This is a genomic window from Streptomyces macrosporus (genome assembly GCF_039533145.1).
Taxonomy (GTDB): domain Bacteria; phylum Actinomycetota; class Actinomycetes; order Streptomycetales; family Streptomycetaceae; genus Streptomyces; species Streptomyces macrosporus.
In genome coordinates this window covers 49,656-75,623 of the sequence record NZ_BAAASZ010000027.1, presented here as the reverse complement: position 1 = coordinate 75,623, position 25,968 = coordinate 49,656, and the positions used below count along the sequence as shown (strand labels likewise).

Annotated in this window: 35 protein-coding genes; 2 read left to right on the top strand and 33 right to left on the bottom strand. The window is 70.2% G+C overall.

Annotated elements, in window-relative coordinates; all coding sequences use genetic code 11:
• Positions 1–11: 11 nt before the first annotated feature.
• The 4 genes from ABD335_RS19485 to ABD335_RS19470 are packed head-to-tail and all read right to left on the bottom strand — an operon-like array spanning position 12 to position 4,118.
• Positions 12–1,568, bottom strand: a complete 1,557-nt coding sequence (locus tag ABD335_RS19485; protein WP_344324959.1) for an NAD(P)H-hydrate dehydratase — start codon at positions 1,566–1,568, stop codon at positions 12–14.
• Positions 1,569–1,596: 28 nt separating this feature from the next.
• The gene (locus ABD335_RS19480; RefSeq protein ID WP_344324956.1) at positions 1,597–1,965 is read right to left on the bottom strand and encodes a holo-ACP synthase; all 369 of its coding nucleotides are present in this window, start codon (positions 1,963–1,965) and stop codon (positions 1,597–1,599) included.
• Positions 1,966–1,995: 30 nt separating this feature from the next.
• The gene (glmS, locus tag ABD335_RS19475; protein WP_344324953.1) at positions 1,996–3,843 is read right to left on the bottom strand and encodes a glutamine--fructose-6-phosphate transaminase (isomerizing); all 1,848 of its coding nucleotides are present in this window, start codon (positions 3,841–3,843) and stop codon (positions 1,996–1,998) included.
• A gap of 35 nt (positions 3,844–3,878) precedes the next feature.
• Positions 3,879–4,118, bottom strand: a complete 240-nt coding sequence (locus ABD335_RS19470) for a hypothetical protein (protein WP_344324951.1) — start codon at positions 4,116–4,118, stop codon at positions 3,879–3,881.
• A 158-nt stretch (positions 4,119–4,276) separates the two neighbouring features.
• Between ABD335_RS19470 and coaA the strand changes: the two genes are divergently transcribed.
• On the top strand, positions 4,277–5,296 hold the full coding sequence (gene coaA / locus ABD335_RS19465) for a type I pantothenate kinase (protein ID WP_344324948.1): 1,020 nt from the start codon (positions 4,277–4,279) through the stop codon (positions 5,294–5,296).
• Positions 5,297–5,459: 163 nt separating this feature from the next.
• Here the strand turns inward: coaA and glmM are convergent, their stop codons facing one another.
• The 4 genes from glmM to ABD335_RS19445 form a co-directional block, all read right to left on the bottom strand.
• Positions 5,460–6,818 carry a phosphoglucosamine mutase gene (gene glmM, locus ABD335_RS19460; RefSeq protein ID WP_344324945.1) on the bottom strand — a complete coding sequence of 453 codons (1,359 nt, stop codon included), beginning with the start codon at positions 6,816–6,818 and terminating at the stop codon, positions 5,460–5,462.
• Positions 6,819–7,067: 249 nt separating this feature from the next.
• The gene (rpsI, locus tag ABD335_RS19455) at positions 7,068–7,580 is read right to left on the bottom strand and encodes a 30S ribosomal protein S9 (RefSeq protein ID WP_344324942.1); all 513 of its coding nucleotides are present in this window, start codon (positions 7,578–7,580) and stop codon (positions 7,068–7,070) included.
• 37 nt (positions 7,581–7,617) lie between these two features.
• Positions 7,618–8,061 carry a 50S ribosomal protein L13 gene (rplM, locus tag ABD335_RS19450; protein WP_344324939.1) on the bottom strand — a complete coding sequence of 148 codons (444 nt, stop codon included), beginning with the start codon at positions 8,059–8,061 and terminating at the stop codon, positions 7,618–7,620.
• A 279-nt stretch (positions 8,062–8,340) separates the two neighbouring features.
• The gene (locus tag ABD335_RS19445; RefSeq protein ID WP_344324936.1) at positions 8,341–9,960 is read right to left on the bottom strand and encodes an ABC-F family ATP-binding cassette domain-containing protein; all 1,620 of its coding nucleotides are present in this window, start codon (positions 9,958–9,960) and stop codon (positions 8,341–8,343) included.
• Positions 9,961–10,014: 54 nt separating this feature from the next.
• On the opposite strand from ABD335_RS19445, the gene ABD335_RS19440 reads away from it, so the two are divergent.
• Complete coding sequence (locus tag ABD335_RS19440) at positions 10,015–10,881, top strand: hypothetical protein (RefSeq protein ID WP_344324933.1); 867 nt, start codon at positions 10,015–10,017, stop codon at positions 10,879–10,881.
• Positions 10,882–11,234: 353 nt separating this feature from the next.
• Here the strand turns inward: ABD335_RS19440 and ABD335_RS19435 are convergent, their stop codons facing one another.
• The 25 genes from ABD335_RS19435 to rplP all read right to left on the bottom strand — a co-directional run bounded on the left by ABD335_RS19435 (position 11,235) and on the right by rplP (position 25,968).
• Entirely contained in the window at positions 11,235–12,176 is a 942-nt protein-coding gene (locus ABD335_RS19435) for a D-alanyl-D-alanine carboxypeptidase family protein (protein ID WP_425583678.1), read from the bottom strand.
• Positions 12,177–12,258: 82 nt separating this feature from the next.
• Complete coding sequence (truA, locus tag ABD335_RS19430; protein ID WP_344324927.1) at positions 12,259–13,116, bottom strand: tRNA pseudouridine(38-40) synthase TruA; 858 nt, start codon at positions 13,114–13,116, stop codon at positions 12,259–12,261.
• Between the two features lie 90 nt (positions 13,117–13,206).
• Positions 13,207–13,782, bottom strand: a complete 576-nt coding sequence (rplQ, locus tag ABD335_RS19425) for a 50S ribosomal protein L17 (RefSeq protein ID WP_344324924.1) — start codon at positions 13,780–13,782, stop codon at positions 13,207–13,209.
• Between the two features lie 185 nt (positions 13,783–13,967).
• Positions 13,968–14,990 carry a DNA-directed RNA polymerase subunit alpha gene (locus ABD335_RS19420; RefSeq protein ID WP_344324921.1) on the bottom strand — a complete coding sequence of 341 codons (1,023 nt, stop codon included), beginning with the start codon at positions 14,988–14,990 and terminating at the stop codon, positions 13,968–13,970.
• Positions 14,991–15,116: 126 nt separating this feature from the next.
• Positions 15,117–15,743, bottom strand: coding sequence for a 30S ribosomal protein S4 (rpsD, locus tag ABD335_RS19415; RefSeq protein ID WP_324916516.1), 627 nt, complete (start codon positions 15,741–15,743; stop codon positions 15,117–15,119).
• Positions 15,744–15,771: 28 nt separating this feature from the next.
• The gene (gene rpsK, locus ABD335_RS19410; protein WP_004571845.1) at positions 15,772–16,176 is read right to left on the bottom strand and encodes a 30S ribosomal protein S11; all 405 of its coding nucleotides are present in this window, start codon (positions 16,174–16,176) and stop codon (positions 15,772–15,774) included.
• A gap of 67 nt (positions 16,177–16,243) precedes the next feature.
• Positions 16,244–16,624, bottom strand: coding sequence for a 30S ribosomal protein S13 (rpsM, locus tag ABD335_RS19405; protein ID WP_344324918.1), 381 nt, complete (start codon positions 16,622–16,624; stop codon positions 16,244–16,246).
• Positions 16,625–16,826: 202 nt separating this feature from the next.
• The gene (gene rpmJ / locus ABD335_RS19400) at positions 16,827–16,940 is read right to left on the bottom strand and encodes a 50S ribosomal protein L36 (RefSeq protein ID WP_009740505.1); all 114 of its coding nucleotides are present in this window, start codon (positions 16,938–16,940) and stop codon (positions 16,827–16,829) included.
• 59 nt (positions 16,941–16,999) lie between these two features.
• Positions 17,000–17,221: a translation initiation factor IF-1 gene (infA, locus tag ABD335_RS19395; protein ID WP_003948620.1), complete on the bottom strand. Its 222-nt coding sequence runs from the start codon at positions 17,219–17,221 to the stop codon at positions 17,000–17,002.
• A gap of 223 nt (positions 17,222–17,444) precedes the next feature.
• On the bottom strand, positions 17,445–18,281 hold the full coding sequence (gene map, locus ABD335_RS19390; RefSeq protein ID WP_344324915.1) for a type I methionyl aminopeptidase: 837 nt from the start codon (positions 18,279–18,281) through the stop codon (positions 17,445–17,447).
• A gap of 129 nt (positions 18,282–18,410) precedes the next feature.
• Positions 18,411–19,064 (bottom strand): adenylate kinase, encoded by a 654-nt coding sequence (locus tag ABD335_RS19385; RefSeq protein ID WP_344324912.1) that lies wholly within the window; start codon positions 19,062–19,064, stop codon positions 18,411–18,413.
• Positions 19,064–20,386, bottom strand: coding sequence for a preprotein translocase subunit SecY (gene secY, locus ABD335_RS19380; RefSeq protein ID WP_344324909.1), 1,323 nt, complete (start codon positions 20,384–20,386; stop codon positions 19,064–19,066). Before secY ends, ABD335_RS19385 begins: the two co-directional genes overlap by 1 nt.
• A 197-nt stretch (positions 20,387–20,583) precedes the next feature.
• Positions 20,584–21,039 (bottom strand): 50S ribosomal protein L15, encoded by a 456-nt coding sequence (gene rplO / locus ABD335_RS19375; RefSeq protein WP_344324906.1) that lies wholly within the window; start codon positions 21,037–21,039, stop codon positions 20,584–20,586.
• Position 21,040: 1 nt separating this feature from the next.
• Positions 21,041–21,223 (bottom strand): 50S ribosomal protein L30, encoded by a 183-nt coding sequence (gene rpmD, locus ABD335_RS19370; RefSeq protein WP_344324903.1) that lies wholly within the window; start codon positions 21,221–21,223, stop codon positions 21,041–21,043.
• Positions 21,223–21,828: a 30S ribosomal protein S5 gene (gene rpsE, locus ABD335_RS19365; RefSeq protein WP_093660621.1), complete on the bottom strand. Its 606-nt coding sequence runs from the start codon at positions 21,826–21,828 to the stop codon at positions 21,223–21,225. The genes rpmD and rpsE overlap by 1 nt, the downstream gene beginning before the upstream one ends.
• Positions 21,829–21,872: 44 nt before the next feature.
• The gene (gene rplR / locus ABD335_RS19360) at positions 21,873–22,256 is read right to left on the bottom strand and encodes a 50S ribosomal protein L18 (RefSeq protein WP_324916492.1); all 384 of its coding nucleotides are present in this window, start codon (positions 22,254–22,256) and stop codon (positions 21,873–21,875) included.
• A 3-nt stretch (positions 22,257–22,259) separates the two neighbouring features.
• Positions 22,260–22,799 (bottom strand): 50S ribosomal protein L6, encoded by a 540-nt coding sequence (rplF, locus tag ABD335_RS19355; protein WP_324916488.1) that lies wholly within the window; start codon positions 22,797–22,799, stop codon positions 22,260–22,262.
• A 24-nt stretch (positions 22,800–22,823) separates the two neighbouring features.
• Positions 22,824–23,222 (bottom strand): 30S ribosomal protein S8, encoded by a 399-nt coding sequence (gene rpsH, locus ABD335_RS19350; RefSeq protein WP_324916486.1) that lies wholly within the window; start codon positions 23,220–23,222, stop codon positions 22,824–22,826.
• 264 nt (positions 23,223–23,486) lie between these two features.
• Positions 23,487–23,672 (bottom strand): type Z 30S ribosomal protein S14, encoded by a 186-nt coding sequence (locus ABD335_RS19345; RefSeq protein WP_014144326.1) that lies wholly within the window; start codon positions 23,670–23,672, stop codon positions 23,487–23,489.
• Between the two features lie 3 nt (positions 23,673–23,675).
• The gene (rplE, locus tag ABD335_RS19340; RefSeq protein ID WP_344324890.1) at positions 23,676–24,239 is read right to left on the bottom strand and encodes a 50S ribosomal protein L5; all 564 of its coding nucleotides are present in this window, start codon (positions 24,237–24,239) and stop codon (positions 23,676–23,678) included.
• The gene (rplX, locus tag ABD335_RS19335; RefSeq protein WP_344324887.1) at positions 24,239–24,562 is read right to left on the bottom strand and encodes a 50S ribosomal protein L24; all 324 of its coding nucleotides are present in this window, start codon (positions 24,560–24,562) and stop codon (positions 24,239–24,241) included. The genes rplE and rplX overlap by 1 nt, the downstream gene beginning before the upstream one ends.
• Positions 24,563–24,565: 3 nt before the next feature.
• Entirely contained in the window at positions 24,566–24,934 is a 369-nt protein-coding gene (rplN, locus tag ABD335_RS19330) for a 50S ribosomal protein L14 (protein ID WP_055718836.1), read from the bottom strand.
• Positions 24,935–25,034: 100 nt separating this feature from the next.
• Positions 25,035–25,325: a 30S ribosomal protein S17 gene (gene rpsQ / locus ABD335_RS19325; protein WP_324916471.1), complete on the bottom strand. Its 291-nt coding sequence runs from the start codon at positions 25,323–25,325 to the stop codon at positions 25,035–25,037.
• Positions 25,325–25,549, bottom strand: a complete 225-nt coding sequence (gene rpmC, locus ABD335_RS19320; protein ID WP_031510591.1) for a 50S ribosomal protein L29 — start codon at positions 25,547–25,549, stop codon at positions 25,325–25,327. The genes rpsQ and rpmC overlap by 1 nt, the downstream gene beginning before the upstream one ends.
• The gene (rplP, locus tag ABD335_RS19315) at positions 25,549–25,968 is read right to left on the bottom strand and encodes a 50S ribosomal protein L16 (protein WP_031510592.1); all 420 of its coding nucleotides are present in this window, start codon (positions 25,966–25,968) and stop codon (positions 25,549–25,551) included. The genes rpmC and rplP overlap by 1 nt, the downstream gene beginning before the upstream one ends.

Sequence of the window (25,968 nt, the reverse complement as noted above, 5' to 3'; positions counted from 1 at the left end):
ACCACAGTGTCTCAGGTCGTCCCGGGTCCTCTTTCGGCCACGTCCCGTCCCGTCGCGCGCCGGGTCGGCGGGACGGGGCGGGGCGCTCGGCGCGTGCCGTCCGTGACGTCCTCCCAGACCCGTCGCAGGGCCTCCGCCACGTCCAGCGCACTGGCCAGGGGAGCCGCCAGCCGTCCCGCGAGGCCGTGGAGGTAGGCGCCCGCCATCGCCGCGTCGGGGGCCGCGAGCCCGGCGGCGAGCAGCGAGCCGATCAGCCCGGAGAGCACGTCGCCGCTGCCGGCCGTCGCCAGCCAGCCGGTGCCGGTGGGGTTGACCCGCACGGGACGGTCCTCGTCCGGCTCGGCGACCAGCGTGGTCGAGCCCTTGAGCAGCACCGTCGCCCGGTACCGCCGGGCCAGCTCCCGCACCGACGCCAGTCGGGCCGCCTCGACCTCCCCGCGCGCCGTGCCGAGCAGCGCCGCCGCCTCCCCGGCGTGCGGGGTGAGGACGGTCGGCGCCGTCCGCTCCCGGACCCGCTCGGCGTCCATCAGCCGCAGCCCGTCGGCGTCCACCAGCACCGGCACGTCCAACGCCAGCACCTCGCGCACGGTCTCCGCCGCCCGGGGCCCGTCGCCCAGTCCGGGCCCGACGACCCACGCCTGCGCCCGGCCCGCCTCGGTGGGCGAGCCGGCGGAGACCAGCGTCTCGGGGAAGCGGGCGATCACCACGTCGGTGGCGGGCCCGGCGTACCGCACGGCCCCCGCGCCGCCGCGCAGCGCGCCCGCCACGGCGAGCACGGCCGCGCCCGGGTAGCGGGCGGAGCCGGCCGCGATCCCGGTGACGCCGCGCCGGTACTTGTCGCTCTCGGCCGCCGGACGGGGCAGCAGCGCGGCCACGTCCGCGTGCCGCGGCGCGCGGACCGGCGGCTCGGCCGCCTCCAGGTACGGCCCCAGGCCGATGTCGATCAGCCGCACCGCTCCGGCGTGCTCGCGGGCCGGGTCGATCAGCAGCCCCGGCTTGTACGCGCCGAAGGTGACCGTCGCCGCGGCCCGCACCGCCACCCCGTGCACCTCGCCGGTGTCGGCGTCGACACCGCTGGGCAGGTCCACGGCGACGACGGGCACCCCGGCCTCCTGGACGACCCGCAGGACCTCCACCGCGTCGGGACGCAGACCGCCCCGGCCGCCGATGCCGACGATGCCGTCCACCACGAGGTCGGCCCGCCGGATCAGGGCGGGGAGGTCGGCGGGCACGCCCTCGACCACGGACGAGGGCGCCGCCACCGCCCGGCCCCCGGCCGCCCGCAGGGCGGCGAGCCCGGCCTCGTGCGCCTTCTCGGGGTTGAGCAGCACGGCGGTCACCCCGGCTCCGCGCCGCGCCAGGTGCGCCCCGGCGAACAGCGCGTCCCCGCCGTTGTCGCCGCTGCCGACGAGCAGGACGACGCGGGTGCCGTACGTCCGCCCCAGCAGTCCGGCGCAGGCGGCGGCCAGCCCGGCGGCGGCGCGTCTCATCAGCGCGCCCCGAGGCAGCCGCGCCATCAACTCCCGCTCGGCGGCCCGTACGGTCCGCACGCTGTAGGCATCTCTCATGCCCACAGTCTGACCGCTCCCCGCCGGCTCACCCCTCCGCGATCACCACCGCGGAGGCCACCCCGGCGTCGTGGCTGAGGGACACGTGCCAGTGCCGTACGCCCAGTTCGTCCGCGCGGGCCGCCACTGTGCCGCGCACCCGCAGTGACGGCCGACCGTTGTCGGCCGCCACCACCTCGGCGTCCCTCCACAGCAGCCCGCCGGGTGCGCCCAGGGCCTTGGCGAGGGCCTCCTTGGCGGCGAACCGCGCGGCCAGGGAGGCGACCCCGCGCCGTTCCCCGCCGGGCAGCAGCAGCTCCGCCGGGACGAACAGGCGCTCGGCCAGGGCGGGGGTGCGTTCCAGCGCGGCGGCGAAGCGGTCGATCTCGGCCACGTCGATGCCCACGCCGACGATCACCGGAGTCCCCCGTTCCGTGTCACTCCGTCCTCACTCCACCGTCACGGACTTGGCCAGGTTCCGCGGCTGGTCCACCTCGTTGCCGCGGGCCGTGGCCAGCTCGCACGCGAAGACCTGGAGCGGCACGGTGGCCACCAGCGGCTGGAGCAGGGTGGGCGTGGCGGGGATGCGCACCAGGTGGTCGGCGTACGGCACGACCGTGTCGTCGCCCTCCTCGGCGATGACGATGGTCCGCGCGCCCCGGGCCCGGATCTCCTGGATGTTGGAGACGATCTTGTCGTGCAGGACGGACCGGCCGCGCGGCGACGGCACGACCACGACCACCGGCAGGTCCTCCTCGATCAGGGCGATCGGACCGTGCTTGAGCTCTCCGGCGGCGAAGCCCTCGGCGTGCATGTACGCCAGTTCCTTGAGCTTGAGCGCGCCCTCCAGGGCCACGGGGTAGCCGACGTGGCGGCCGAGGAAGAGCACGGTGTTCTTGTCGGCCAGGTTTCTGGCCAGCTCCCGCACCGGCTCCATCGTGCCGAGGACCTTCTCGACCTCGGTGGAGATCCGGGACAGCTCGCGGATCACCGACCGGATCTCGTCGCCCCACTGGGTGCCGCGCACCTGGCCCAGGTAGAGGGCGACCAGGTAGCAGGCGACGAGCTGGGTCAGGAACGCCTTGGTGGAGGCGACCGCGACCTCGGGGCCGGCGTGGGTGTAGAGCACCGCGTCGGACTCGCGCGGGATCGTCGATCCGTTGGTGTTGCAGATGGCCAGCACCTTGGCGCCCTGCTCGCGGGCGTGGCGCAGCGCCATCAGGGTGTCCATGGTCTCGCCGGACTGGCTGATGGCGATGACCAGCGTGCGCGGGTTCAGGATCGGGTCGCGGTAGCGGAACTCGCTGGCCAACTCGGTCTCGCAGGGGATGCGCGTCCAGTGCTCGATGGCGTACTTGGCGATCATCCCGGCGTGGAAGGCCGTGCCGCAGGCCACGATGACGACCTTGTCGACCTCGCGGAGCACGTGGTCGGGGATGTGGACCTCGTCCAGGGTCAGCCGACCGGACTCGTCGATGCGGCCCAGGAGGGTGTCGGCGACCGCCTTGGGCTGCTCGGCGATCTCCTTGAGCATGAAGTAGTCGTAGCCGCCCTTCTCGGCGGCCGAGGCGTCCCAGTCCACGTGGTAGGTGCGGACGTCGGCGGGGGCGCCGTCGAAGTCGGTGACCGTCACCTGGTCGCGCTTGAGCTCCACGACCTGGTCCTGGCCCAGCTCGATCGCCTCGCGGGTGTGGGCGATGAACGCGGCGACGTCGGAGGCGAGGAAGTTCTCGCCGTCGCCGACGCCCACCACCAGCGGGGAGTTCCGCCGGGCGCCGACGACGGTGTCCGGCTCGTCCGCGTGCACCGCGACGAGGGTGAAGGCGCCCTCCAGGCGGCGGCACACCTGCCGCATCGCCTCGGCGAGGTCGCCGCAGGAGGAGAAGTTCTCGGCGAGCAGGTGGGCGACGACCTCGGTGTCGGTCTCGGAGTTCAGGTGGTGGCCGCGTTCGGCCAGCTCCGCGCGGAGCGCGGCGAAGTTCTCGATGATGCCGTTGTGGACGACCGCGACCCGCCCGGAGTTGTCCAGGTGCGGATGCGCGTTGGCGTCGGTCGGCCCGCCGTGGGTGGCCCACCGGGTGTGGCCGATGCCGGTGGTTCCGGCGGGCAGCGGGCGCTCGTCCAGGAGTTTGCCGAGGTTGGCCAGCTTCCCGGCCTTCTTCGCAGCCGCCAGGCCCCCGTCGGCCAGAACGGCCACACCCGCCGAGTCGTAGCCGCGGTACTCCAACCGCTTCAGTCCCGCGATGACGACGTCGAGGGCGGACTGCCCTCCTACATAACCAACGATTCCGCACATGTGGGCAGCCTAAGGGGCGGCGGGTGCGATCGTGGTCAGCGCCCTCGCGCTATTCGGTCCGCGGCGTCCTCGACGATCTCCAGGTACTCCGACTCCTCGCAGCGCGGCTTGCTGCCGGGGCGGTACAACTCCAGCGCGTCCCGCAGGTCTTCGCCCAGATCCTCGTCGGGCAGCTCGTCGACGGAATCCTCCCACGCGCGGGCGGCGCGGGCCGCGGGCACGGTGGCGGCGGGGCGGTGACGCGGTGCACGGAAACGCGGGAACGACAGCGACATGGGATCCTCCGACCCGAGACGCAACGGAACAACCGTGCGATTACGGTCAACGTAGCCGCGTCGGACCGTTCCGTACACCCCCGCGACCCCGTCTTCTGTGCCACTGATCACACCTCCTCGCCCGGTGGGCCGGGCCGTGCGCGCACCACAATGGGCCCGTGTCCACCCTCGCCACCCCGCCGGCTCCGCCGACCTCGCCGGCTCCGGCGCCGCAGCGCCGCGGCCGTTCCGACGCGAGCCCGTTCGTCGACCTCTCGCGCGCCGAGTGGAGCGCGCTGCGCGACAAGACGCCCCTGCCGCTGACCGCCGCGGAGGTGGAGGAGCTGCGCGGGCTCGGCGACGTCATCGACCTGGACGAGGTGCGGGACGTCTACCTGCCGCTGTCCCGGCTGCTCAACCTGTACGTGGGCGCCACCCACGGCCTGCGCGGCGCGCTCAACACCTTCCTCGGCGACGCGGGCGGCCACGGCGCCCAGAGCGGCACGCCGTTCGTCATCGGGGTCGCGGGCAGCGTCGCGGTGGGCAAGTCCACCGTCGCGCGCCTGCTGCGGGCGCTGCTGGCCCGCTGGCCGGAGCACCCGCGCGTGGAGCTGGTGACCACGGACGGGTTCCTGTTCCCCAACGCGGAGCTGCGGCGGCGCGGGCTGATGGCGCGGAAGGGGTTCCCCGAGTCCTACGACCGCCGCGCGCTCACCCGTTTCGTCGCGGACGTCAAGGCGGGCCGGGAGGAGGTCACCGCCCCCGTCTACTCGCACCTGATCTACGACATCGTCCCCGACCGGACGCTGACCGTGCGCCGCCCCGACATCCTGATCGTGGAGGGCCTCAACGTCCTCCAGCCCGCCCTCCCCGGCAAGGACGGCCGGACCCGGCTCGCGGTCGCCGACTACTTCGACTTCTCCGTCTACGTGGACGCGCGCACCGAGGACATCGAACGGTGGTACCTGGGCCGCTTCCGCAAGCTGCGCGAGACGGCCTTCCAGGACCCGTCCTCGTACTTCCGCCGGTACACGCAGGTGTCGGAGGAGGAGGCGCTGGACTACGCGCGCGGCATCTGGCGGACGATCAACCGGCCGAACCTGGAGCAGAACATCGCCCCCACCCGCGGCCGGGCCAGTCTCGTCCTGCGCAAGGGCCCGGACCACAAGGTCCAGCGCCTGTCGCTGCGGAAGCTCTGAGGGCCGGGGACGGCCGCCGCGCGGGGTCGGTCCGCCGACGGCGCGCACGCGGACGCACGCGCCGGCGTCCCGGCCGGTTCGGCGCCGGACACGCGGACGCGGGGCGACACCCACCGGCCGCCCCACCCGCACCCCGCCCGCGCGGCGGCGCGGAGCGCCGGCCTCAGCCCAGGGCGGACTTGACCTCGTCGGCCAGCCGACCGGCCACCGTGCGGGCCTGTTCCAGGTCGGCGGCCTCGACCATCACCCGCACCAGCGGCTCGGTGCCGGAGGAGCGCAGCAGCACCCGGCCGGTCTCGCCCAGCTCCCGTTCGGCCTCGGTCACGGCCGCGGCCAGCCGGGCCGAGGAGCCGACCCGGCTCTTGTCCACGTCCCGCACGTTGATCAGCACCTGCGGCAGACGCTCCATGACGGCCGCCAGCTCCGCCAGGGGCCGGCCGGTGGCGGCCACGCGCGCGGCCAGCAGCAGACCGGTCAGGGTGCCGTCGCCGGTGGTGGCGTGGTCCAGGACGATGACGTGCCCGGACTGCTCGCCGCCCAGCGAGTAGCCGCCGCGCTTCATCTCCTCCAGCACGTAGCGGTCGCCGACCGCCGTCTGGAGCAGTTCGACGCCCTCGCGCTCCATGGCGAGCTTGAAGCCGAGGTTGGACATCACCGTGGCCACCACGGTGTTCTTCCGCAGCGTCCCGGCCTCCTTCATCCCCAGGGCCAGGACGCTGAGGATCTGGTCGCCGTCGACCTCGTCGCCGTTCGCGTCCACGGCCAGGCAGCGGTCGGCGTCGCCGTCGTGCGCCACGCCCAGGTCGGCGCCGTGCTCGACCACGGCCGCGCGCAGTCCGTCCAGGTGCGTGGAGCCGCAGCCGTCGTTGATGTTGAGCCCGTCGGGCTCGGTGGCGATGGTGACCACCTCGGCGCCCGCCCGCGCGAACGCCTCCGGGGAGACCCGGGCCGCCGCGCCGTGCGCGCCGTCGATGACGACCTTGAGTCCGTCGAGCCGGTTGGGCAGGACGCCGACCAGGTGCGCGACGTACTTGTCGAAGCCCTCGTCGTACTCCCTGACGCGGCCCACGCCGGCGCCCGTCGGCCGGTCCCAGGGCTCGCCGGAGACGTGCTCGCGGTAGACCTGCTCGATGCGGTCCTCCAGCTCGTCGGCGAGCTTGTGGCCGCCGCGGGCGAAGAACTTGATGCCGTTGTCGGGCATGGGGTTGTGGCTGGCGGAGAGCATCACGCCCAGGTCGGCGCCGAGCGCGCCGGTCAGGTACGCCACGGCCGGGGTCGGCAGCACGCCCACCCGCAGCACGTCCACGCCCGCGCTGGCCAGTCCGGCCACCACGGCGGCCTCCAGGAACTCCCCGGACGCGCGCGGATCACGTCCGACCACCGCCACCGGGCGGTGGCCCGCGAACGTACCCGCCTCGGCGAGCACGTGCGCCGCCGCGACCGACAGACCGAGCGCCATTTCGGCGGTCAGGTCGGCGTTGGCGACACCGCGCACACCGTCCGTACCGAAGAGTCGTCCCACCGTGGTTCCTCCGAGTTCAAGCCGAGGTCGGGCCTGTGGCAGGCCCGGCTCATCCAGATATACGCCCCTCGACCGCGGATGCGGCACGACCGCACGCCCGGGACGCCCCCGGCCACCCCACCGGGCGCAGGGGGGCGTGCCTCGGCCGGGGGGCGGGCGTTTGCGAAGACGAACGCCCCGACGCACCGTGAGGGTGCTGTCGGGGCGCTCATCAGCGGATGCCAGGGATTCCAGCCGGCTCGGCGCGGATCAGCGCTTGCTGTACTGGGTGCCCTTGCGGGCCTTCTTCAGACCGGCCTTCTTGCGCTCGACGGCGCGGGCGTCGCGGGTCAGGAAGCCGGCCTTCTTCAGCGGGCCGCGGTTGTTGTCCACGTCCGCCTCGTTCAGCGCACGGGCCACGCCCAGACGCAGCGCACCGGCCTGGCCGGAGACGCCGCCGCCGTTGATGCGGGCGATGACGTCGTAGCGGTTCTCCAGCTCGAGGACCTTGAAGGGCTCGTTGACTTCCTGCTGGTGCACCTTGTTCGGGAAGTAGGACTCCAGGGTGCGACCGTTGATCTTCCACTGGCCGGTGCCCGGCACGATGCGGACACGGGCGACCGCGTTCTTGCGGCGACCGGTACCGGCGGCCGGCTGCGGCTCGCCGAAGCGGGACGCCAGCGACTCGGTGGTGTACTCCTCGACGCTCTCGGGCGTCTCGGTGGTGTAGGACTCGATGTCCTCGACCTCTTCGATCGGGGTCTCGGGGGTGGTCTCGGCCACGGTTCTCCTCAGCTTCTCTTCGTCTTGGGTGGCCGGACTACTGCGCGACCTGGGTGATCTCGAACGGGACCGGCTGCTGGGCAGCGTGCGGGTGGTTCTCGCCCGCGTAGACCTTCAGCTTCGAGAGCATCTGGCGGCCCAGGGAGTTCTTCGGGAGCATGCCGCGGACGGCCTTCTCCACGGCCTTCTCGGGGTTCTTCCGCAGGAGGTCGTCGTAGCGGACGGACCGCAGACCACCCGGGTAGCCCGAGTGGCGGTAGGCCAGCTTCTGAGTCCGCTTGTTGCCGGAGAGGTGCACCTTGTCGGCGTTGATGATGATGACGAAGTCACCAGCGTCAACGTGCGGCGCGTACACCGGCTTGTGCTTGCCCCTCAGAAGGGTGGCGGCCTGGGAGGCCAGGCGGCCCAGGACGACATCGGTGGCGTCGATGACGTGCCACTGGCGCTGGATGTCGCCGGGCTTGGGGCTGTACGTACGCACGGTCGTAGCCTTCGCTTCTTCAGTGAGTGTTTCCTGACAAGGTCACCGGAGATCACGACAGCCTTGACCACGCGTCGGTGACGCAAGCCGAAGCGGGTCGCTGGTCATCGTCCTGGTGGACCAGGCGTAACGGCCTCTCACGTGAGAACGAGCAAGCCAATACGCACAACGAACCAGCAGGATACCGGCCCTCCTCCGCACGGGTCAAAACGCCCCTCCATCGGACGCGTGCGATCCCGGCCCGCTCACGCTCGGTGAGCGGGTCGGGCGCCGTCCGCGTCAGCGCGCCCGCGCCACCCGCCCCTCGTCCCAGACGGGTTCCGGGACCTCCCGCACCCGCCCGTCCGCACCGAAGACCAGGAAGCGGTCGAAGGACCGGGCGAACCAGCGGTCGTGCGTCACCGCCAGCACCGTCCCCTCGTACGCCTCCAGCCCCTGCTGGAGCGCCTCGGCGCTCTCCAGGTCCAGGTTGTCGGTCGGCTCGTCCAGGAGCAGCGCCGTGGAGCCGGCCAGCTCCAGCAGGAGGATCTGGAAGCGGGCCTGCTGGCCGCCGGAGAGCTTCTCGAAGGGCTGTTCGGCCTGTCGGTCCAGCTCGTAGCGGCGCAGCGCGGACATCGCCGCGCCCCGGTCCCTGGCGTGTTCGGTCCACAGGATGTCGAGCAGGGTGCGACCCTCCAGCTCGGGATGCGCGTGCGTCTGGGCGAAGTGCCCCGGTACGACCCGAGCGCCCAGCTTCCACTCCCCCGTGTGGGCCACGTCGCCGCCGGCCAGCAACCGCAGGAAGTGCGACTTGCCCGAGCCGTTCGAACCGAGGACGGCGACCCGCTCCCCGTGGAAGACCTCCAGGTCGAACGGCTTCATCAGCCCGGTCGGCTCCAGTCCGGAGCACGTGATCGCCCGCACCCCGGTGCGTCCGCCGCGCAGTCGCATCCGGATGTCCTGCTCGCGCGGGGGCTCCTGCGGCGGGCCCGCCTCCTCGAACTTCCGCAGCCGGGTGCGCGCCGCCTGGTAGCGGGAGGCGAGCCCGTCGTTGTAGGCGGCCTTCTGCTTGAGGGTGTTCACCAACTGTTTGAGCCGGGCGTGCTGCTCGTCCCAGCGGCGCCGCAGCTCCTCGAAGCGCTCGAAGCGTTCCTTCCGGGCCCGGTGGTATGTGGCGAAGCCGCCGCCGTGCACCCACACGTCCGATCCCGAAGGCCCCGGCTCCACGCTGACGATCTTCTGCGCCGCCCGCGCCAGCAGCTCCCGGTCGTGGGAGACGAACAGGACCGTCTTGCGGGTCTCGTTCAGCCGCTCCTCCAGCCACCGCTTGCCGGGGACGTCGAGGTAGTTGTCCGGCTCGTCCAGCAGCAGCACCTCGTCCGGGCCGCGCAGCAGCGCCTCCAGGACCAGCCGCTTCTGCTCGCCGCCGGACAGGGTGCGCACCTTGCGCCACTGCGCCTTGTCGTACGGCACGCCCAGCGCGGCCGTGGTGCACATGTCCCAGACGGTCTCGGCCTCGTAGCCGCCGGCCTCGGCCCAGTCGGCGAGGGCCTGCGCGTACGCCATCTGCGCGGCCTCGTCGTCGACCTCCATGATCGCCAGTTCGGCGGCGTCGACGGCCTCCGCCGCCTGCCGGACGCGCGGCCGGGCCACCGAGACCAGCAGGTCGCGGACCGTCCGCTCGTCCCGCACCGACCCCACGAACTGCGGCATCACCCCGAGCCCGCCACTGGCCGTCACCGTGCCGCCGTGCGGCTCCAGCTCGCCCGCGATCAGCCTCAGCAGCGTGGTCTTCCCCGCGCCGTTGGCGCCCACCAGGGCCACCGAGGCGCCCTCGCCCACCCGGAACGAGACATCGTTCAGCAGCACCCTCCCGTCGGGCAGGTGGTACTCCAGGTGTGCCGCCTCCACGTGTCCCATGCCCACGACTCTGGCCGGGGGTCGGATGCCACGGCAAGCGAATAAGATGCGCCCATGAGCTTTGGGCAGGGGGGGCCGGGCTGGGGCCCGGGAGGACCGTCCACACCGTCCACACCGGACTGGGCCGCACTCGCCGAGGAGACCGAGCGCGCCCGCGCCCGGCGTCGCCGCCTGCTGATGATCGGCGGCGGCGCGGTGGCCACGGCGGTCGTGGCCGCGATCGTGGCGACCGCCGTGGTCAGCGAGGACGGGTCCGGCGCCCGGGCGTCCGACGGTCCCTCCGCGACGCTCCCGCCGTCCGAGACCCTGCCGGCCGATCCGGAGCAGCCGGAGCCGACCTTCTCCTCCGAGCCCCCGCCCCCTCCCCCGCCGGACCCGCGCGACTTCCTCTCCGACCCCGAGAAGGACACCGCCCCGCTCACCGCCGACACCCTCTTCCCCGGCGCCTCGATGACGGCCAACGGCCGGAAGTACGCCAAGGGCGCCACCGCCTCCACGAAAAGCTGCGCCTCCGGCACCCAGGGCGCCCTCGGGCCGGTGCTGACCAGGAACGGCTGCCGCGAGCTGATCCGCGTGACGTACCGGCGCGACGGCATCGCGGTCACCGTCGGCGTCGCCGTCTTCGACAGCGACGAGGCCGCGGCGAAGGCCAAGGAGCAGGCCCGTCCCAACGTCGCCTCCCTGCCGGGCGCGGGCGTCCCCACCTTCTGCCGGGGCGTGACCTGCCACACCTCGGCCAACGCGCTGGGCCGCTACGCGTACTTCACCATCGCCGGCTACACCGACGGCAGGAACGTCACCACCTCCGACACCGTCGCCCCCCGGGCCGGTCGCGACGCCGCGGACTTCGCCTTCGCCCGCATCCTCGACCGCGGCCGGGAACAGGCGGAGGCATCCGTCGCGGAGGACGCGCGGGGCTGACGGCGGAACGACCGTCGGGAACCGTCGTCGAGAGCCGCGGGGAGGGTCGCCGGGAGAGCGTGGGGTTCCCGCCGTCCCGGCCGCCGTCCGAGCTCGGCGTCCCCCTGTTCCCGGTGGGGCAGGAGCGGCGCCGCGCGCGCCGGCGCGTCGGGGGCGTCCAGGACCACGGGCCTCGTCGGGCGGCGGGTCGGCCCCCACGTGGGGGAGGTGACGCAGGAGGCGGGGGAAGGACGGCAGGAAGGACACACGACCCCACGGGCGCGGTCCCGGCCGGCCGTTTTCGGTGACGATCCCGCATCGGCCCCCGTACCGGCACCGCCGCCCCGGGCCGGGCCCGGGGCGGCGGCGGGACGTCAGTCCTGCTGGGCGCCCGGCGGAAGTTGACGCAGGGTCACCTTGGTGGCGGTCTTCTGCTTGAAGGCCCAGTCGAGCATCTTCGTCGCGTCCGCGTAGCGGTCGGAGCTGTTGAGGATGGCACCGACGACCGTGCGCTTGTCGCGCGTCGCCGCGAACACCAGGCAGGGACCGGCCTTGGTGCCCGTGCCCGTCTTGATGCCGATCACGCCCTTGTACGAACCGAGCAGCTTGTTGGTGTTGTACCAGGTGTACGTGCGGCCGTTGGTCGCCTTCTGGACGGTCTTGGTCGACTTGACCACCGTCTTGAAGGTGGCGTTCCCCAGCGCGTGCCGCGCCAGTTTGGCCAGGTCGCGCGGGGTCGAGTAGTTGTTGCCCGTCTTGGATATGCCGTCGAAGGAGTCGAACTTCGTGTTCTTCATCCCCAGGTCGGCGGCCTTCTTGTTCATCTTGGAGATGAACGACTTGGTGCGGGCCGCCGTGGTGCTGCCGCTGCCGAAGGTGTCCGCCAGCGCGTACGCCGCGTCACAGCCGGAGGGCAGCATCAGCCCGTACAGCAGTTGCCGCACGGTGAGCTTGTCGCCCGTCTTCAGGTCGGCGGTGCTGGCTCCGTACTGGGCGACGTAGTCGCGGTACGCCTTCTTGACCGTGACCTTGCGGTCGAGGTCGACACCCTTGGTGGTGACGACGACCGCAGCCGTCATGATCTTGGTGGTGCTGGCCATCTCGCGCTTGGTGTCCGCGGCCTTGCTCCACAGGGTCTTGTTGGGGCCGCTGTCCAGGAGGAAGGCGCCCTTGGCCTTGATGCCGGACGGTCCTCCGGCCGCCTGCGCCGGTGCCACCAGCGGCCCCGCGATCAGGACGGCTCCCGCCGTCACCGCCACCGCGCCCGCCCGGCGGGTCCCCCTCGTTAGAGATCTCAATGGACGCTCCGTCGTCATGGTCGTGGGCCCGCGTGCCACGGGCCCTGACCATCTGACCGACGGAGGGGCGCAAGGGTTGCCGTCGGATCGCGCCAATCCCTCAGCAGCAGCCGGCCGTCGCGCTCGGGAGCGTGCGCCGATTGCGCGCCTCGGCGTTGCGCGCGGCCAGCAGCTCGTCGGCCGGGTAGCCGACCTCCTCCAGGGTGAGCCCGTGCGGTCGCACCACGTGGACGGCCGAGTCCCGCACGCCCGCGGCCAGCACCTCGGCGGGCCACGACGGCGGCCGGTGGCCGTCGCCGACGAAGAGCAGCGCGCCGACCAGCGAGCGGACCATGTTGTGGCAGAAGGCGTCGGCGACGACTCTCGCCTCCACGATCCCGTCCGGCCGCCGCTCCCAGCTCAGCTCCTTGAGCGTGCGTATGGTCGTCGCGCCCTCGCGCCGCTTGCAGTAGGCCGCGAAGTCGTGCTCGCCCAGCAGGCCCTTCGCCGCGGCGTTCATGGCGTCCACGTCCAGCGGCCAGTCGTGCCAGAGCACGTGGCCCCGCTGGAGGGGGTCCACCCCGCCCGGGTGGTCGCAGACCCGGTAGGCGTAGCGGCGCCAGACGGCCGAGAACCGCGCGTTGAAGTGGGGCGGTGCCTGGGCGATCCGGTGGACCCGCACGTCGTGCGGCAGCCGTCCGGCCAGCCGGCGCAGCAGCTTCTCCCGGTGCGCCTCCCACACGTCCTCGGGCAGGTCGACGTGCGCCACCTGGCCGCGGGCGTGCACGCCCGCGTCGGTGCGGCCGGCCACCGTCAGCTCGAAGGTCTCCTCCGAGCGGGTCACGGTCCGCAGCGCGTCCTCCAGCTCGCCCTGCACGGTGCGCCGCCCGTGCTGCCGGGCCCAGCCCGAGAAGTCCCTGCCGTCGTACGACAGGTCCAACCGGACCCGTACGCGTCCGGGCTCCACTTCGTCGCTCACGCGGGTGATCCTCTCAAACGGCGGCGGACCCGCTCCCGGTCGGGAGGCGGGTCCGCCGTGTTCAGCTCGTCACGAGGGTCGAGGGGCGCCTCAGGCGTCCTTCTTCTCCTCGGCCGGAGCCTCGGCCTCGGCCTTCTCCTCGGCCGGAGCCTCGGTCTCGGTCTTCTCCTCGGCCGGGGCCTCGGCGGCCTCGTCCTTCTCGAGGCTCTTCAGGGCCTCGTCGCCCGCGGCGTCCTTGGCCTGCTCCTGCTCCTTGACCGAGCGCTTCGTGGCGGCCTCGGCCTCGCCGACGGCCTCCTGCTGCACGGTCAGGGCCTCCACCAGCTCGATGACGGCCATGGGAGCGTTGTCGCCACGGCGGTTACCGATCTTGGTGATCCGGGTGTAGCCACCCGGACGGTTCTCGTAGCGGGGGGCGATCTCGGTGAAGAGCGTGTGCACGACGCTCTTGTCGAGGATCGTCCGCATCACCTGACGGCGGTTGTGAAGGTCGCCCTTCTTCGCCTTGGTGATCAGACGCTCCGCCACCGGGCGCAGCCTGCGGGCCTTGGCCTCGGTGGTGGTGATGCGGCCGTGCTCGAAGAGGCTGGTGGCGAGGTTCGCCAGCATGGCCTTCTCGTGCGCGGGGCCGCCGCCGAGGCGGGCACCCTTGGTGGGCTTGGGCATGATCCGTTGTCCTCTCTCCTGCACCGGCCGTATCAGGTACCGGTGTCAGTGTCCGCACGGGCTTGTGCCCGCGGGATTCCGGAGCGCGCGGCGCGGCCCCGGATGCGTGGGCCGACCGGGCACGGCTGGTGCCGCGCCCGGTCGGGGTGCCGGTGTGAACCGGCGTCGGTACCGTCCGACGCCGGTCAGTACTGCTCGGTCTCGACGAAACCGGAGTCCGCGTCGTCGTCGGCGCCGAAGGCGTCCGCGGCGGCGGTCGGGTCGAATCCGGGCGGGCTGTCCTTGAGGGTCAGGCCCATGCCGGCCAGCTTCGCCTTGACCTCGTCGATCGACTTCGCGCCGAAGTTGCGGATGTCGAGCAGGTCCGCCTCGGAGCGGGCGACCAGCTCGCCCACGGAGTGGATGCCCTCGCGCTTGAGGCAGTTGTAGGAGCGGACGGTCAGCTCCAGCTCCTCGATCGGCAGGGCCAGGTCGGCGGCGAGCGCGGCGTCCGTCGGAGACGGACCCATGTCGATGCCCTCGGCGTCGACGTTCAGCTCGCGGGCCAGGCCGAACAGCTCGACCAGGGTCTTGCCGGCGGACGCCATGGCGTCACGGGGACGCATGGCCTCCTTGGTCTCGACGTCGACGATCAGCTTGTCGAAGTCGGTGCGCTGCTCGACACGGGTCGCCTCGACCTTGTAGGTGACCTTGAGCACCGGCGAGTAGATGGAGTCGACCGGGATGCGGCCGATCTCCTGGCCGGCCTGCTTGTTCTGCGCGGCGGAGACGTAGCCGCGACCGCGCTCGACGGTCAGCTCCATCTCCAGCTTCCCCTTGCTGTTCAGCGTGGCGAGAACCAGATCGGGGTTGTGGACCTCGACACCGGCCGGCGGGGCGATGTCGGCGGCGGTGACCAGACCCGGGCCCTGCTTGCGCAGGTACATCACGACCGGCTCGTCGTGCTCGGAGGAGACGACGAGGCTCTTGATGTTGAGGATCAGGTCGGTGACGTCCTCCTTGACGCCCGGCACGGTGGTGAACTCGTGCAGGACGCCGTCGATCCGGATGCTGGTCACGGCAGCACCGGGGATCGAGGAGAGGAGCGTACGACGCAGGGAGTTGCCGAGGGTGTAGCCGAAGCCGGGCTCCAGCGGTTCGATCACGAACCGGGAACGGAATTCGTCCACGACCTCTTCGGTCAGTGAGGGGCGCTGAGCGATCAGCATGGGGATGTGCCTCCAGTCTTCGGCAACCGCTATTTGATGCCGAGCATCGGGCAGGAGGCCCGATATCTACTGCAAGGGTACGGGCGGCGCGACACGTACGTACCGCACCGCCCGTACCGCGAGCCGTTACTTCGAGTACAGCTCGACGATGAGCTGCTCCTGCACCTGGGTGTCGATCACCTGGCGCTCGGGCAGCGAGTGGACGAGGATCCGCAGCTTGGAGGGGATGGCCTCCAGCCACGCCGGCACGGTCTTCTCGCCGGCCTCCGCCTGAGCCACCTGGAAGGGGGTCAGGTTACGGGAGGAGGGACGGACCTCGACGATGTCGTTCGGGGAGACCCGGAACGACGGGATGTCGGTCTTGCGACCGTTCACCATGATGTGCCCGTGACGGACGAGCTGACGGGCGTGGTCGCGGGACTTGGCGAAGCCGGCCCGGTAGATCACGTTGTCCAGACGGGACTCGAGGATCTGCAGCAGGTTCTCACCCGTCTTGCCCTGCTTGCGGTTCGCCTCGTTGAAGTACCCGCGGAACTGCTTCTCCAGGACTCCGTAGATGCGAGCGGCCTTCTGCTTCTCACGCTTCTGCAGCAGGTACTCGCTGTCCTTGGTGCGCCCGCGCCCGTGCTCACCCGGGGGGTAAGGACGGATCTCGATCGGGCACTTAGCGCTCTCGCACTTGGCTCCCTTGAGGAAGAGCTTCTGCTTCTCCCGACGGCAACGCTTGCAGTCGGCCCCGGTGTAACGCGCCATGTTCGTGTATCTCCTACTTCAGCCTGGATCAGACGCGGCGACGCTTCGGCGGGCGGCAGCCGTTGTGCGGGGTCGGGGTGACGTCCTGGATCGAGCCGACCTCGAGGCCGGTGGCCTGGAGGGAGCGGATCGCGGTCTCACGGCCGGAGCCGGGACCCTTGACGAACACGTCGACCTTGCGCATCCCGTGCTCCTGCGCGCGGCGGGCGGCCGACTCGGCGGCCATCTGCGCGGCGAACGGGGTCGACTTGCGCGAACCCTTGAAGCCCACGTGACCGGCCGAGGCCCAGGAAATCACGTTGCCGGTGGGGTCGGTGATGGAAACGATGGTGTTGTTGAACGTGCTCTTGATGTGAGCGTGCCCGTGGGCGACGTTCTTCTTCTCCTTGCGGCGCACCTTCTTGGCGCCGGCCGTACGGCCCTTCGGAGGCATGGAAACTCTCTCCCGTGGAGGTGGTCGGTCCTACAGTCCGGACCACTGCTTCGGTGTCCGGTGCGGACTACTTCTTGCCCGGCTTCTTCTTACCGGCGATCGCGCGACGCGGACCCTTGCGGGTGCGGGCGTTGGTGCTGGTGCGCTGGCCCCGGACGGGCAGACCGCGGCGGTGACGCAGACCCTGGTAGCTGCCAATCTCCACCTTGCGGCGGATGTCGGCCTGGATCTCACGGCGGAGGTCACCCTCCGTCTTGATGTTGGCGTCCACGTACTCGCGGATCCGGACCAGCTCGTCCTCGGTCAGATCACGAACGCGCGTGTCCGGGTTCACACCGGTGTTCGCAAGCGTCTGCTTGGACAGCGTGCGGCCGATGCCGAAGACATAGGTGAGGGCGACCTCCACCCGCTTGTCGCGCGGGAGGTCAACGCCTTCGAGGCGTGCCATGAACGTGGCTCCTGGTTTCTTGTCGGAGGTCTTCCGCAGCACCGTTCCCGTAGCGAGTACGAGCCGGGTCCCCGGCCTCCGTCCGGGGGTGTCGTCCCCACCGACAGTGAAGGGTCACGGCGGGGGGTCGGGTGACTGCGTATCTACTTGTCGCTTGCGTCGCGCGAAGAACCGCGAGGTGCGAGGCGAAGGTCGTCGTGCGTCAGCCCTGGCGCTGCTTGTGGCGCAGGTTCTCGCAGATGACCATGACCCGGCCGTGGCGGCGGATCACCTTGCACTTGTCGCAGATCTTCTTGACGCTCGGCTTGACCTTCATGGATGTGAGGTTCTCCGGGTCAGGCCACCACCCCACGGGGAGTGGGGTGAAGGCAAGATCTACTTGTAGCGGTAGACGATCCGCCCACGCGTCAGGTCGTAGGGAGACAACTCCACCACGACACGGTCGTCGGGAAGGATACGGATGTAGTGCATCCGCATCTTGCCGCTGATGTGCGCGAGGACCTGGTGCCCGTTCTGGAGCTCCACCTTGAACATCGCGTTCGGGAGAGACTCGACGACGGTGCCCTCGATCTCGATGGCCCCTTGTTTTTTGGCCATGCTAGAGCGCTTCACCTTCCGGGATCGGCTACCTGGATCAGCCCGTGGGTGCGCGCAGGCACACATGGACCGACGAACCAGTCTACGGCACGCCGCCACGAAAGACGAATCGGGGATGTATGCCCATCCCGGGAGATCCTTATGCGGATCCGGGAGAACGTGTCGGCACCGCGCCGAGAACGCGCCCCGGGGAGGCCCCGGGGCGCGGAAGGGGCGTGCGGGCTCAGGCCAGGGGGTCGGGGGCGGCCGTGACGCCGTACTCGGCCAGCTTCGCCTTCCCGCCGTCCGGCGCGGTCAGCACCAGCGGTCCCTGCTCGGTCAGCGCGACGGAGTGCTCCCAGTGGCAGGCCCAGGAGCCGTCGTCCGTCTTGACCGTCCACTCGTCGTCCAGCACGTGGGTCTTCGCGGTGCCCAGGCTGACCATCGGCTCGATCGCCAGGCACATCCCGGGCACCAGGCGCGGGCCGCGACCGCGCCGGCGGTCCACGTAGTTCAGCAGGTGCGGGTCCATGTGCATCTGGCTGCCGATGCCGTGCCCGCCGTAGTCCTCGATGATCCCGTAGCGGCCGGAGGCCGGGCGGGGCTGGCGGCGGATGTAGCCCTCGATCGCCTTGGAGACGTCCACCAGCCGGTTGCCCTTGCGCATGGCCGCGATGCCGGCCCACATCGACTCCTCGGTGACCCGGCTCAGCTCGTGCAGCTCCGGGGCGTGCCCCTCGCCGACGAAGACGGTGATCGCCGCGTCCCCGTGCCAGCCGTCGACGATGGCGCCCGCGTCGATGGAGATGATGTCGCCCGACTTCAGGACCGTCTCCCGGTTCGGGATGCCGTGGACGACGACGTCGTTCACGGAGGTGCAGATGTTGCCGGGGAACCCGCCGTAGCCGAGGAAGTTCGGCTTGGCCCCGTGGTCGGCGAGCACCTTGGCGGCGACCTCGTCGAGGTCCTTGGTCGTCGCGCCCGGCACAGCCGCCTCGCGGCACGCCGCGTGCATCGCGGCGACGACCAGCCCGGCCGCGCGCATCTTCGCGATCTGCTCGGGGGTCTTGATCTCCACCATGCGGCTGACGCCTTCCAGCTTTCGGTTCCTGCAACGTCCGCCCGGCGCGACGGCGCCGGGCCCATCCCTACACGATACGGCCGCGGCGCCCGAATGGGGCACCGCGGCCGACCGTCGTCCTCGTCGCGACTAGGCGGCGCGCCCGAGCGCCTCCATGGCGCGCTGGGTCACCTCGGGGACCTTGCCGAGCGCCGAGATGGTCACCACCAGTTCCTGAGCCTTGTAGTAGTCGATGATCGGCTCGGTCTCGGTGTGGTAGACCTCCAGGCGCTTGCGGACGGTCTCCTCCTTGTCGTCCTCGCGCTGGTACAGCTCCCCGCCGCAGACGTCGCAGACGCCCTCGGCCTTCGGCGGGTTGTACTCCACGTGGAAGATGTGGCTGCTGTCGTTGCGGCACATCCGCCGTCCGGCGATCCGCCGGACGACCTCGTCCTCGGGAACCTCCAGGTCGAGCACCGCGTCCAGCTTCGTCCCCGTCTCGTGCAGGATGCCGTCCAGCGCCTCGGCCTGGACCAGGTTCCGCGGGAAACCGTCCAGCAGGAAGCCGCTCTGGGCGTCCGGCTGCTGCATACGCTCTTTGGCCATGCCGATGGTGATCTCGTCCGGTACGAGCTGCCCGGCTCGCATGTACTCCTGCGCCTTCTGCCCGAGCGGGGTGCCCTGGCTGATGTTGGCGCGGAAGAGGTCGCCTGTGGAGATGTGCGGGATGGACAGGTTCTTGGCCAGGAACGCGGCCTGCGTGCCCTTGCCCGCGCCAGGCGGTCCGACGAGGACGATTCGCATCAGCGTAGGAACCCTTCGTAATGGCGCTGCTGAAGCTGGCTCTCGATCTGCTTCACGGTCTCCAGACCCACACCCACGATGATCAGGATGCTGGTTCCGCCGAACGGGAAGTTCTGATTCGCGTTGAACAACACCAGCGCGACGGTGGGCACCAGAGCGATCAGACCCAGGTAGAGCGAGCCGGGCCACGTGATGCGGTTCAGCACGTAGCTCAGGTACTCCGCCGTGGGGCGGCCTGCCCGGATACCCGGGATGAAACCACCATACTTCTTCATGTTGTCGGCAACTTCTTCGGGGTTGAAGGAGATGGCGACGTAGAAGAAGGCGAAGAACACGATCAGCACGAAGTACGTGATGATGTAGTAGGGGTGGTCACCCCGCACGAAGTGCTGGTTGATCCAGTCGGCCCAGCCGGCCTGCGACCCGCTGAACTGGACGATCAACGCCGGGATGTAGAGCAGCGACGACGCGAAGATGACGGGAATCACACCCGCCTGGTTCACCTTGAGCGGGATGTAGGTGGAGGTTCCGCCGTACGAGCGGCGCCCGATCATCCGCTTGGCGTACTGCACCGGGATGCGACGCTGCGCCTGCTCGACGAAGACCACCAGCGCGACCATCGCCAGACCGCAGACGATCACCACACCGAACTCGATCCAGCCGTCCGCCAGGTGGCCCTGCTGCTTGATGGCCCACAGGGCGCCGGGGAAGCCGGCGGCGATCGAGACGAACATCAGGATCGACATGCCGTTGCCGATGCCGCGGTCGGTGATCAGCTCACCCAGCCACATGATCAGCGTGGTGCCGGCGGTCATGACGATCACCATGGTGATCGTGGTGAAGATCGAGTCGTCCGGGATGATCTCGTCACGGACACTGCACTGCGCGAAGAGGCTGCCGCTGCGAGCCGTCGCCACCAGACCGGTGGCCTGGAGCACACCGAGCGCCACCGTCAGGTACCGGGTGTACTGCGTGATCTTCGCCTGGCCGGACTGCCCCTCCTTCTTGAGGGCCTCCAGCCTCGGGATCACCACCACCAGCAGCTGCAGGATGATGCTCGCCGTGATGTAGGGCATGATCCCGAGCGCGAAGATGGTCAACTGCAGCAGCGCTCCACCGCTGAACATGTTGACCAGGCCGAAGAGGCCGGCGCCGGCGCCGGCGGCCTCGGCCTCCTTCACGCACAGGTTGACGTTCTCGAAGCTGACACCCGGGACGGGTACATGCGCCCCGAGGCGGAAGAGCACCATGATGCCAAGGGTGAACAGCAGCTTCTTGCGCAGGTCGGGCGTCTTGAACGCCCGGGCGAACGCGGTGAGCACGGTGCCTCCTGCGCCCCCCGCGTCATCCGCGAGAGGTTACGGTCGTGAGGATCAACGAATAAAACGGTTCAGATTCCACAGGGTGATCCTGCGGAGGTCAACAGTGGACGCCACCTTACCGGCGACCATGCCCCCCTTGGAACGACCAACCGGGGACGCCCGTTCCTGGGCGCCCCCGGTTGGTCACGTCATCGGGCTCAGGCGAGCTCGTTGACCGTGCCGCCGGCAGCGGTGATCTTCTCCTTGGCGGAGCCGGAGACCTTGTCCACGGTCACCTGCAGAGCCACGGAGATGTCGCCGTTGCCCAGCACCTTGACGGGCTGGTTCTTGCGCACCGCGCCCTTGGCGACCAGGTCCGAAACGGTGACCTCGCCGCCCTCGGGGTACAGGGCCGCCAGCTTGTCGAGGTTGACGACCTGGTACTCGACGCGGAACGGGTTCTTGAAGCCCTTCAGCTTGGGCAGCCGCATGTGCAGCGGCATCTGCCCACCCTCGAACGCCTCGGGAACCTGGTAGCGGGCCTTGGTGCCCTTGGTACCACGACCGGCGGTCTTGCCCTTGGACGCCTCACCGCGGCCGACGCGGGTCTTGGCGGTCTTGGCGCCCGGGGCAGGCCGGAGGTTGTGGAGCTTCAGCGGGTTGTTCTCCGCCATCTCAGTCGACCTCCTCGACCGTCACGAGGTGGCGGACGGTGTGCACCATGCCGCGGATCTCGGGACGGTCCTCCTTGACGACCGTGTCGTTCACTCGCCTGAGGCCGAGGGAACGCAGGGTGTCGCGGTGGTTCTGCTTGCTGCCGATGTAGGACTTGACCTGGGTGACCTTCAGGCGAGCCATCAGGCACTCACCCCAGCCCGCGCCCGCAGCAGAGCGGCCGGCGCAACGTCCTCGAGCGGCAGACCACGGCGGGCGGCGATCTCCTCGGGGCGCTGCAGGCCCCGCAGAGCGGCCACCGTGGCGTGCACGATGTTGATCGGGTTGGAGGAACCGAGCGACTTGCTGAGCACGTCGTGGATGCCCGCGCACTCCAGCACGGCACGCACCGGGCCACCGGCGATCACACCGGTACCGGGCGAGGCCGGCTTGAGCAGCACGACACCCGCGGCCTCCTCACCCTGGATCGGGTGGGGGATGGTGCCCTGGATGCGGGGGACCTTGAAGAAGTGCTTCTTGGCCTCCTCCACACCCTTGGCGATGGCGGCCGGCACCTCCTTGGCCTTGCCGTATCCGACACCCACGGTGCCGTCACCGTCGCCCACCACGACCAGCGCGGTGAAGCTGAAGCGACGACCACCCTTCACAACCTTGGCGACGCGGTTGATCGCGACGACCCGCTCGACGTACGCGGTCTTCTCGGCGGCCGCGCCGCCGTCCCGCCGGTCCCGCCGGTCCCGCCGCTCGCCGCCACCGGCGCCGCCACCGCGGCGCTGGGGTCCAGCCATTGGAATTACCTCTCTCTATGCGTCCGCTTTGCGTAGGGACCGGCTCAGAACTTGAGCCCGGCCTCTCGGGCGGCGTCGGCCAGGGCGGCGATCCGCCCGGCGTACTTGTTGCCGCCGCGGTCGAACACGACGGCCTCGATGCCCGCGGCCTTGGCCCGCTCGGCGACCAGGGCGCCGACCTTCTTGGCCAGGGCGCTCTTGTCGCCCTCGGTGCCGCGGATGGAGCTGTCCAGCGTCGAGGCCGAGGCGAGCGTGTGGCCCGCGATGTCGTCGATCACCTGAGCCACCATGTGGCGGTTCGAACGCGTCACCACCAGGCGGGGACGCTCGGGGGTGCCCGACACCTTCTTCCGGACGCGGATGTGGCGACGCTTGACGGCGGCGGCCTTGCGCGCGCTGCCCTTGGCGACCTTCACACCGTATGCCATGGCTTACTTACCCGCCTTTCCGACCTTGCGGCGGATGACCTCGCCCGCGTACTTGACACCCTTGGCCTTGTACGGGTCGGGCTTGCGCAGCTTGCGGATCCGCGCGGCGACCTCGCCGACCTTCTGCTTGTCGATGCCCTCGACGCTGAACTTGGTGGGGCTCTCGACCTTGAAGGTGATGCCCTCGGGGGCCTCGACGAGGATCGGGTGGCTGTAGCCCAGGGAGAACTCCAGGTTGGAGCCCTTGGCCTGGACGCGGTAACCGACACCGCTGATCTCGAGCTGCTTGCTGTAACCCTGGGTCACGCCAGTGATCATGTTCGCCACCAGCGTGCGGGACAGGCCGTGGAGGGCCTTGTTCCGGTTCTCGTCGTTCGGACGGGTGACACGGATCGTGCCGTCCTCGTCCTTGGCGACCTCGATGGGCGCGGCGACGGTGTGCGTCAGGGTTCCCTTGGGGCCCTTCACGGCGACCGTACGGCCATCGATGGTGACGTCCACACCGGCGGGAACCTGGATGGGGAGCTTGCCGATACGCGACATGAGCTTTACCTCCGTTCCCTTCCGTTACCAGACGTAGGCGAGGACTTCCCCACCCACGCCCTTCTTCTGAGCCTGCTTGTCGGTGAGGAGACCGTGGGAGGTGGAGATGATCGCCACGCCCAGGCCGCCGAGCACCTTCGGCAGGTTGGTGGACTTTGCGTAGACCCGCAGACCCGGCTTGCTGATGCGCTTGATACCGGCGATCGAACGCTCGCGGTTCGGGCCGAACTTCAGCTCCAGGACGAGGTTCTTGCCCACCTGGGCGTCCTCGACCTTCCAGCCGGTGATGTAGCCCTCCTGCTGGAGGATCTCCGCGATGTGCGCCTTGATCTTGCTGTGCGGCATCACGACGGTGTCGTGGTAGGCCGAGTTCGCGTTTCGCAGACGCGTCAGCATGTCTGCGATCGGATCGGTCATGGTCATGTGATGGCCTTGGGCCTCTCTCGCCGGGGTTTCCTCCGCTCCTCGTCCGCCCGAACGGGGTCGGACGGGTGGTGCGGGGACCTACGGCGTAGTCGTTTTCGATAGCGGGCATGGCGCCCGCGCGGGCGGCCGTGGTCGGCGAGAGCCTGTCCCACCGCCTGCACGGCGTGTGGAGCGGGCCCTCGCCGACCCGGTTTACCTAAGGGCCCCGGCGGGCCCGCCGGCCCGTCCGTGCCCCGTGGGGCTCCGGTCGGGCCGGGCGGGTCACCAGGAGCTCTTGGTGACGCCCGGCAGCTCGCCGCGGTGGGCCATCTCACGAAGGCACACGCGGCACAGGCCGAACTTGCGGTAGACGGAGTGGGGACGGCCGCAGCGCTGGCACCGCGTGTAGGCGCGCACCGAGAACTTCGGCTTGCGGGCCGCCTTGGCGATCAGAGCCTTCTTAGCCACGGCTCATGCCTCCTTGAACGGGAATCCGAGGTGACGCAGCAGGGCGCGGCCCTCCTCGTCGGTGTTCGCCGTGGTGACCACGGTGATGTCCATGCCCCGGACCCGGTCGATCCTGTCCTGGTCGATCTCGTGGAACATGACCTGCTCCGTGAGACCGAAGGTGTAGTTGCCGCGGCCGTCGAACTGCTTCGGCGACAGTCCGCGGAAGTCGCGGATACGCGGCAGCGCCAGCGACAGCAGGCGGTCCAGGAACTCCCACATCCGGTCGCCCCGCAGGGTGACGTGGGCGCCGATCGGCTGGCCCTCGCGCAGCTTGAACTGCGCGATGGACTTCCGGGCCTTGGTCACGGCCGGCTTCTGGCCGGTGATCGTGGCGAGGTCGCGGACGGCGCCCTCGATCAGCTTGGAGTCGCGAGCGGCCTCGCCCACGCCCATGTTGACCACGATCTTGGTGAGGCCGGGCACCTGCATGACGTTCTGGTACTTGAACTCTTCACGCAGCTTGCCCGCGATCTCCTCGCGGTAGCGCGTCTTCAGACGCGGCTGCACGTTCGTCGCGGTAGTCATCAGATGTCCTCACCGGTCCGCTTGGCAACGCGGATCTTGTTGCCCTCATCGTCGAAGCGGTAACCGACGCGGGTGACGACCTTCTTCCCGTCCTTCTCCACGACGAGCATCACGTTGCTCACGTGAATCGGGGCCTCGGTCGTCACGATGCCGCCGGTCTTCGAACCCCTGGCGGTCTGTCCGGCCTTGGTGTGCTTCTTGACCCGGTTCACACCCTCGACCAGGACACGGTCCTCGCGGGGGAAGGCCGCGATGACCTTGCCCTGCTTGCCCTTGTCCTTGCCGGTGATGACCTGGACCAGGTCGCCCTTCTTGATCTTCATCGGTTACAGCACCTCCGGCGCGAGGGAGATGATCTTCATGAACTTCTTCTCGCGCAGTTCACGGCCCACCGGGCCGAAGATACGGGTGCCGCGGGGGTCGCCATCGTTCTTGAGGATGACGGCCGCGTTCTCGTCGAAGCGGATGTACGAGCCGTCCGGGCGGCGGCGCTCCTTGACGGTGCGCACGACGACGGCCTTGACGACGTCGCCCTTCTTCACGTTGCCACCGGGGATCGCGTCCTTGACGGTGGCGACGATGACGTCACCGATACCCGCGTAGCGGCGGCCGGAGCCACCGAGAACACGGATGCAAAGGATCTCCTTCGCTCCCGTGTTGTCGGCGACGCGCAGTCGCGACTCCTGCTGGATCACGTCTATCTCCTGATCGTCTGCCGGTTCCCGGCGGGTGCGTGTGCGACACACGCACCTCGCCGAGCCTGGCGGAACTCGTCCCGAGGAGGGATCTCGGGAATTACTTGGCCTTCTCGAGGATCTCGACGACGCGCCAGCGCTTGGTCGCGGACAGCGGCCGGGTCTCCATCAGGAGGACACGGTCGCCGACACCCGCGGCGTTCTGCTCGTCGTGCGCCTTGAGCTTGTTCGTACGGCGGATGACCTTGCCGTACAGGGCGTGCTTGACGCGGTCCTCGACGGCGACGACGACGGTCTTGTCCATCTTGTCGCTGACGACCAGACCCTCGCGGGTCTTGCGGAAGCCGCGCTGCTTGTTCTTCGCAGTCTCAGTCACATTCGTCTCGCTCATCAGGCGCTCTCCACCGTCTCGATGCCGAGCTCGCGCTCCCGCATCAGGGTGTAGATCCGGGCGATGTCCTTGCGGACGGCCTTCAGCCGACCGTTGTTCTCCAGCTGTCCGGTCGCCGCCTGGAAACGGAGCTTGAACAGCTCCTCCTTGGCCTCGCGCAGCTTCACGACGAGCTCCTCGTCGCTCAGCTCACGCAGCTCGCTCGCCTTGGTACCGGCCGCCATCACGACTCACCTGCCTCGCGCCGAACGATCCGGCACTTCATCGGAAGCTTGTGAGCAGCGCGGGTGAGCGCCTCACGAGCAATCTTCTCGTTCGGGTAGGACAGCTCGAACATCACCCGACCGGGCTTGACGTTCGCGACCCACCACTCCGGCGAACCCTTACCGGAACCCATGCGGGTCTCGGCGGGCTTCTTGGTCAGCGGGCGGTCCGGGTAGATGTTGATCCACACCTTGCCGCCACGCTTGATGTGACGCGTCATGGAGATACGAGCGGCCTCGATCTGCCGGTTCGTCACGTAGGCGCCGGTCACGGCCTGGATGCCGTACTCGCCGAAAGCAACCTCGGTGCCACCCTTGGCCATGCCCTTGCGCTTCGGGTGATGCTGCTTGCGGTGCTTGACCCTGCGGGGAATCAGCAT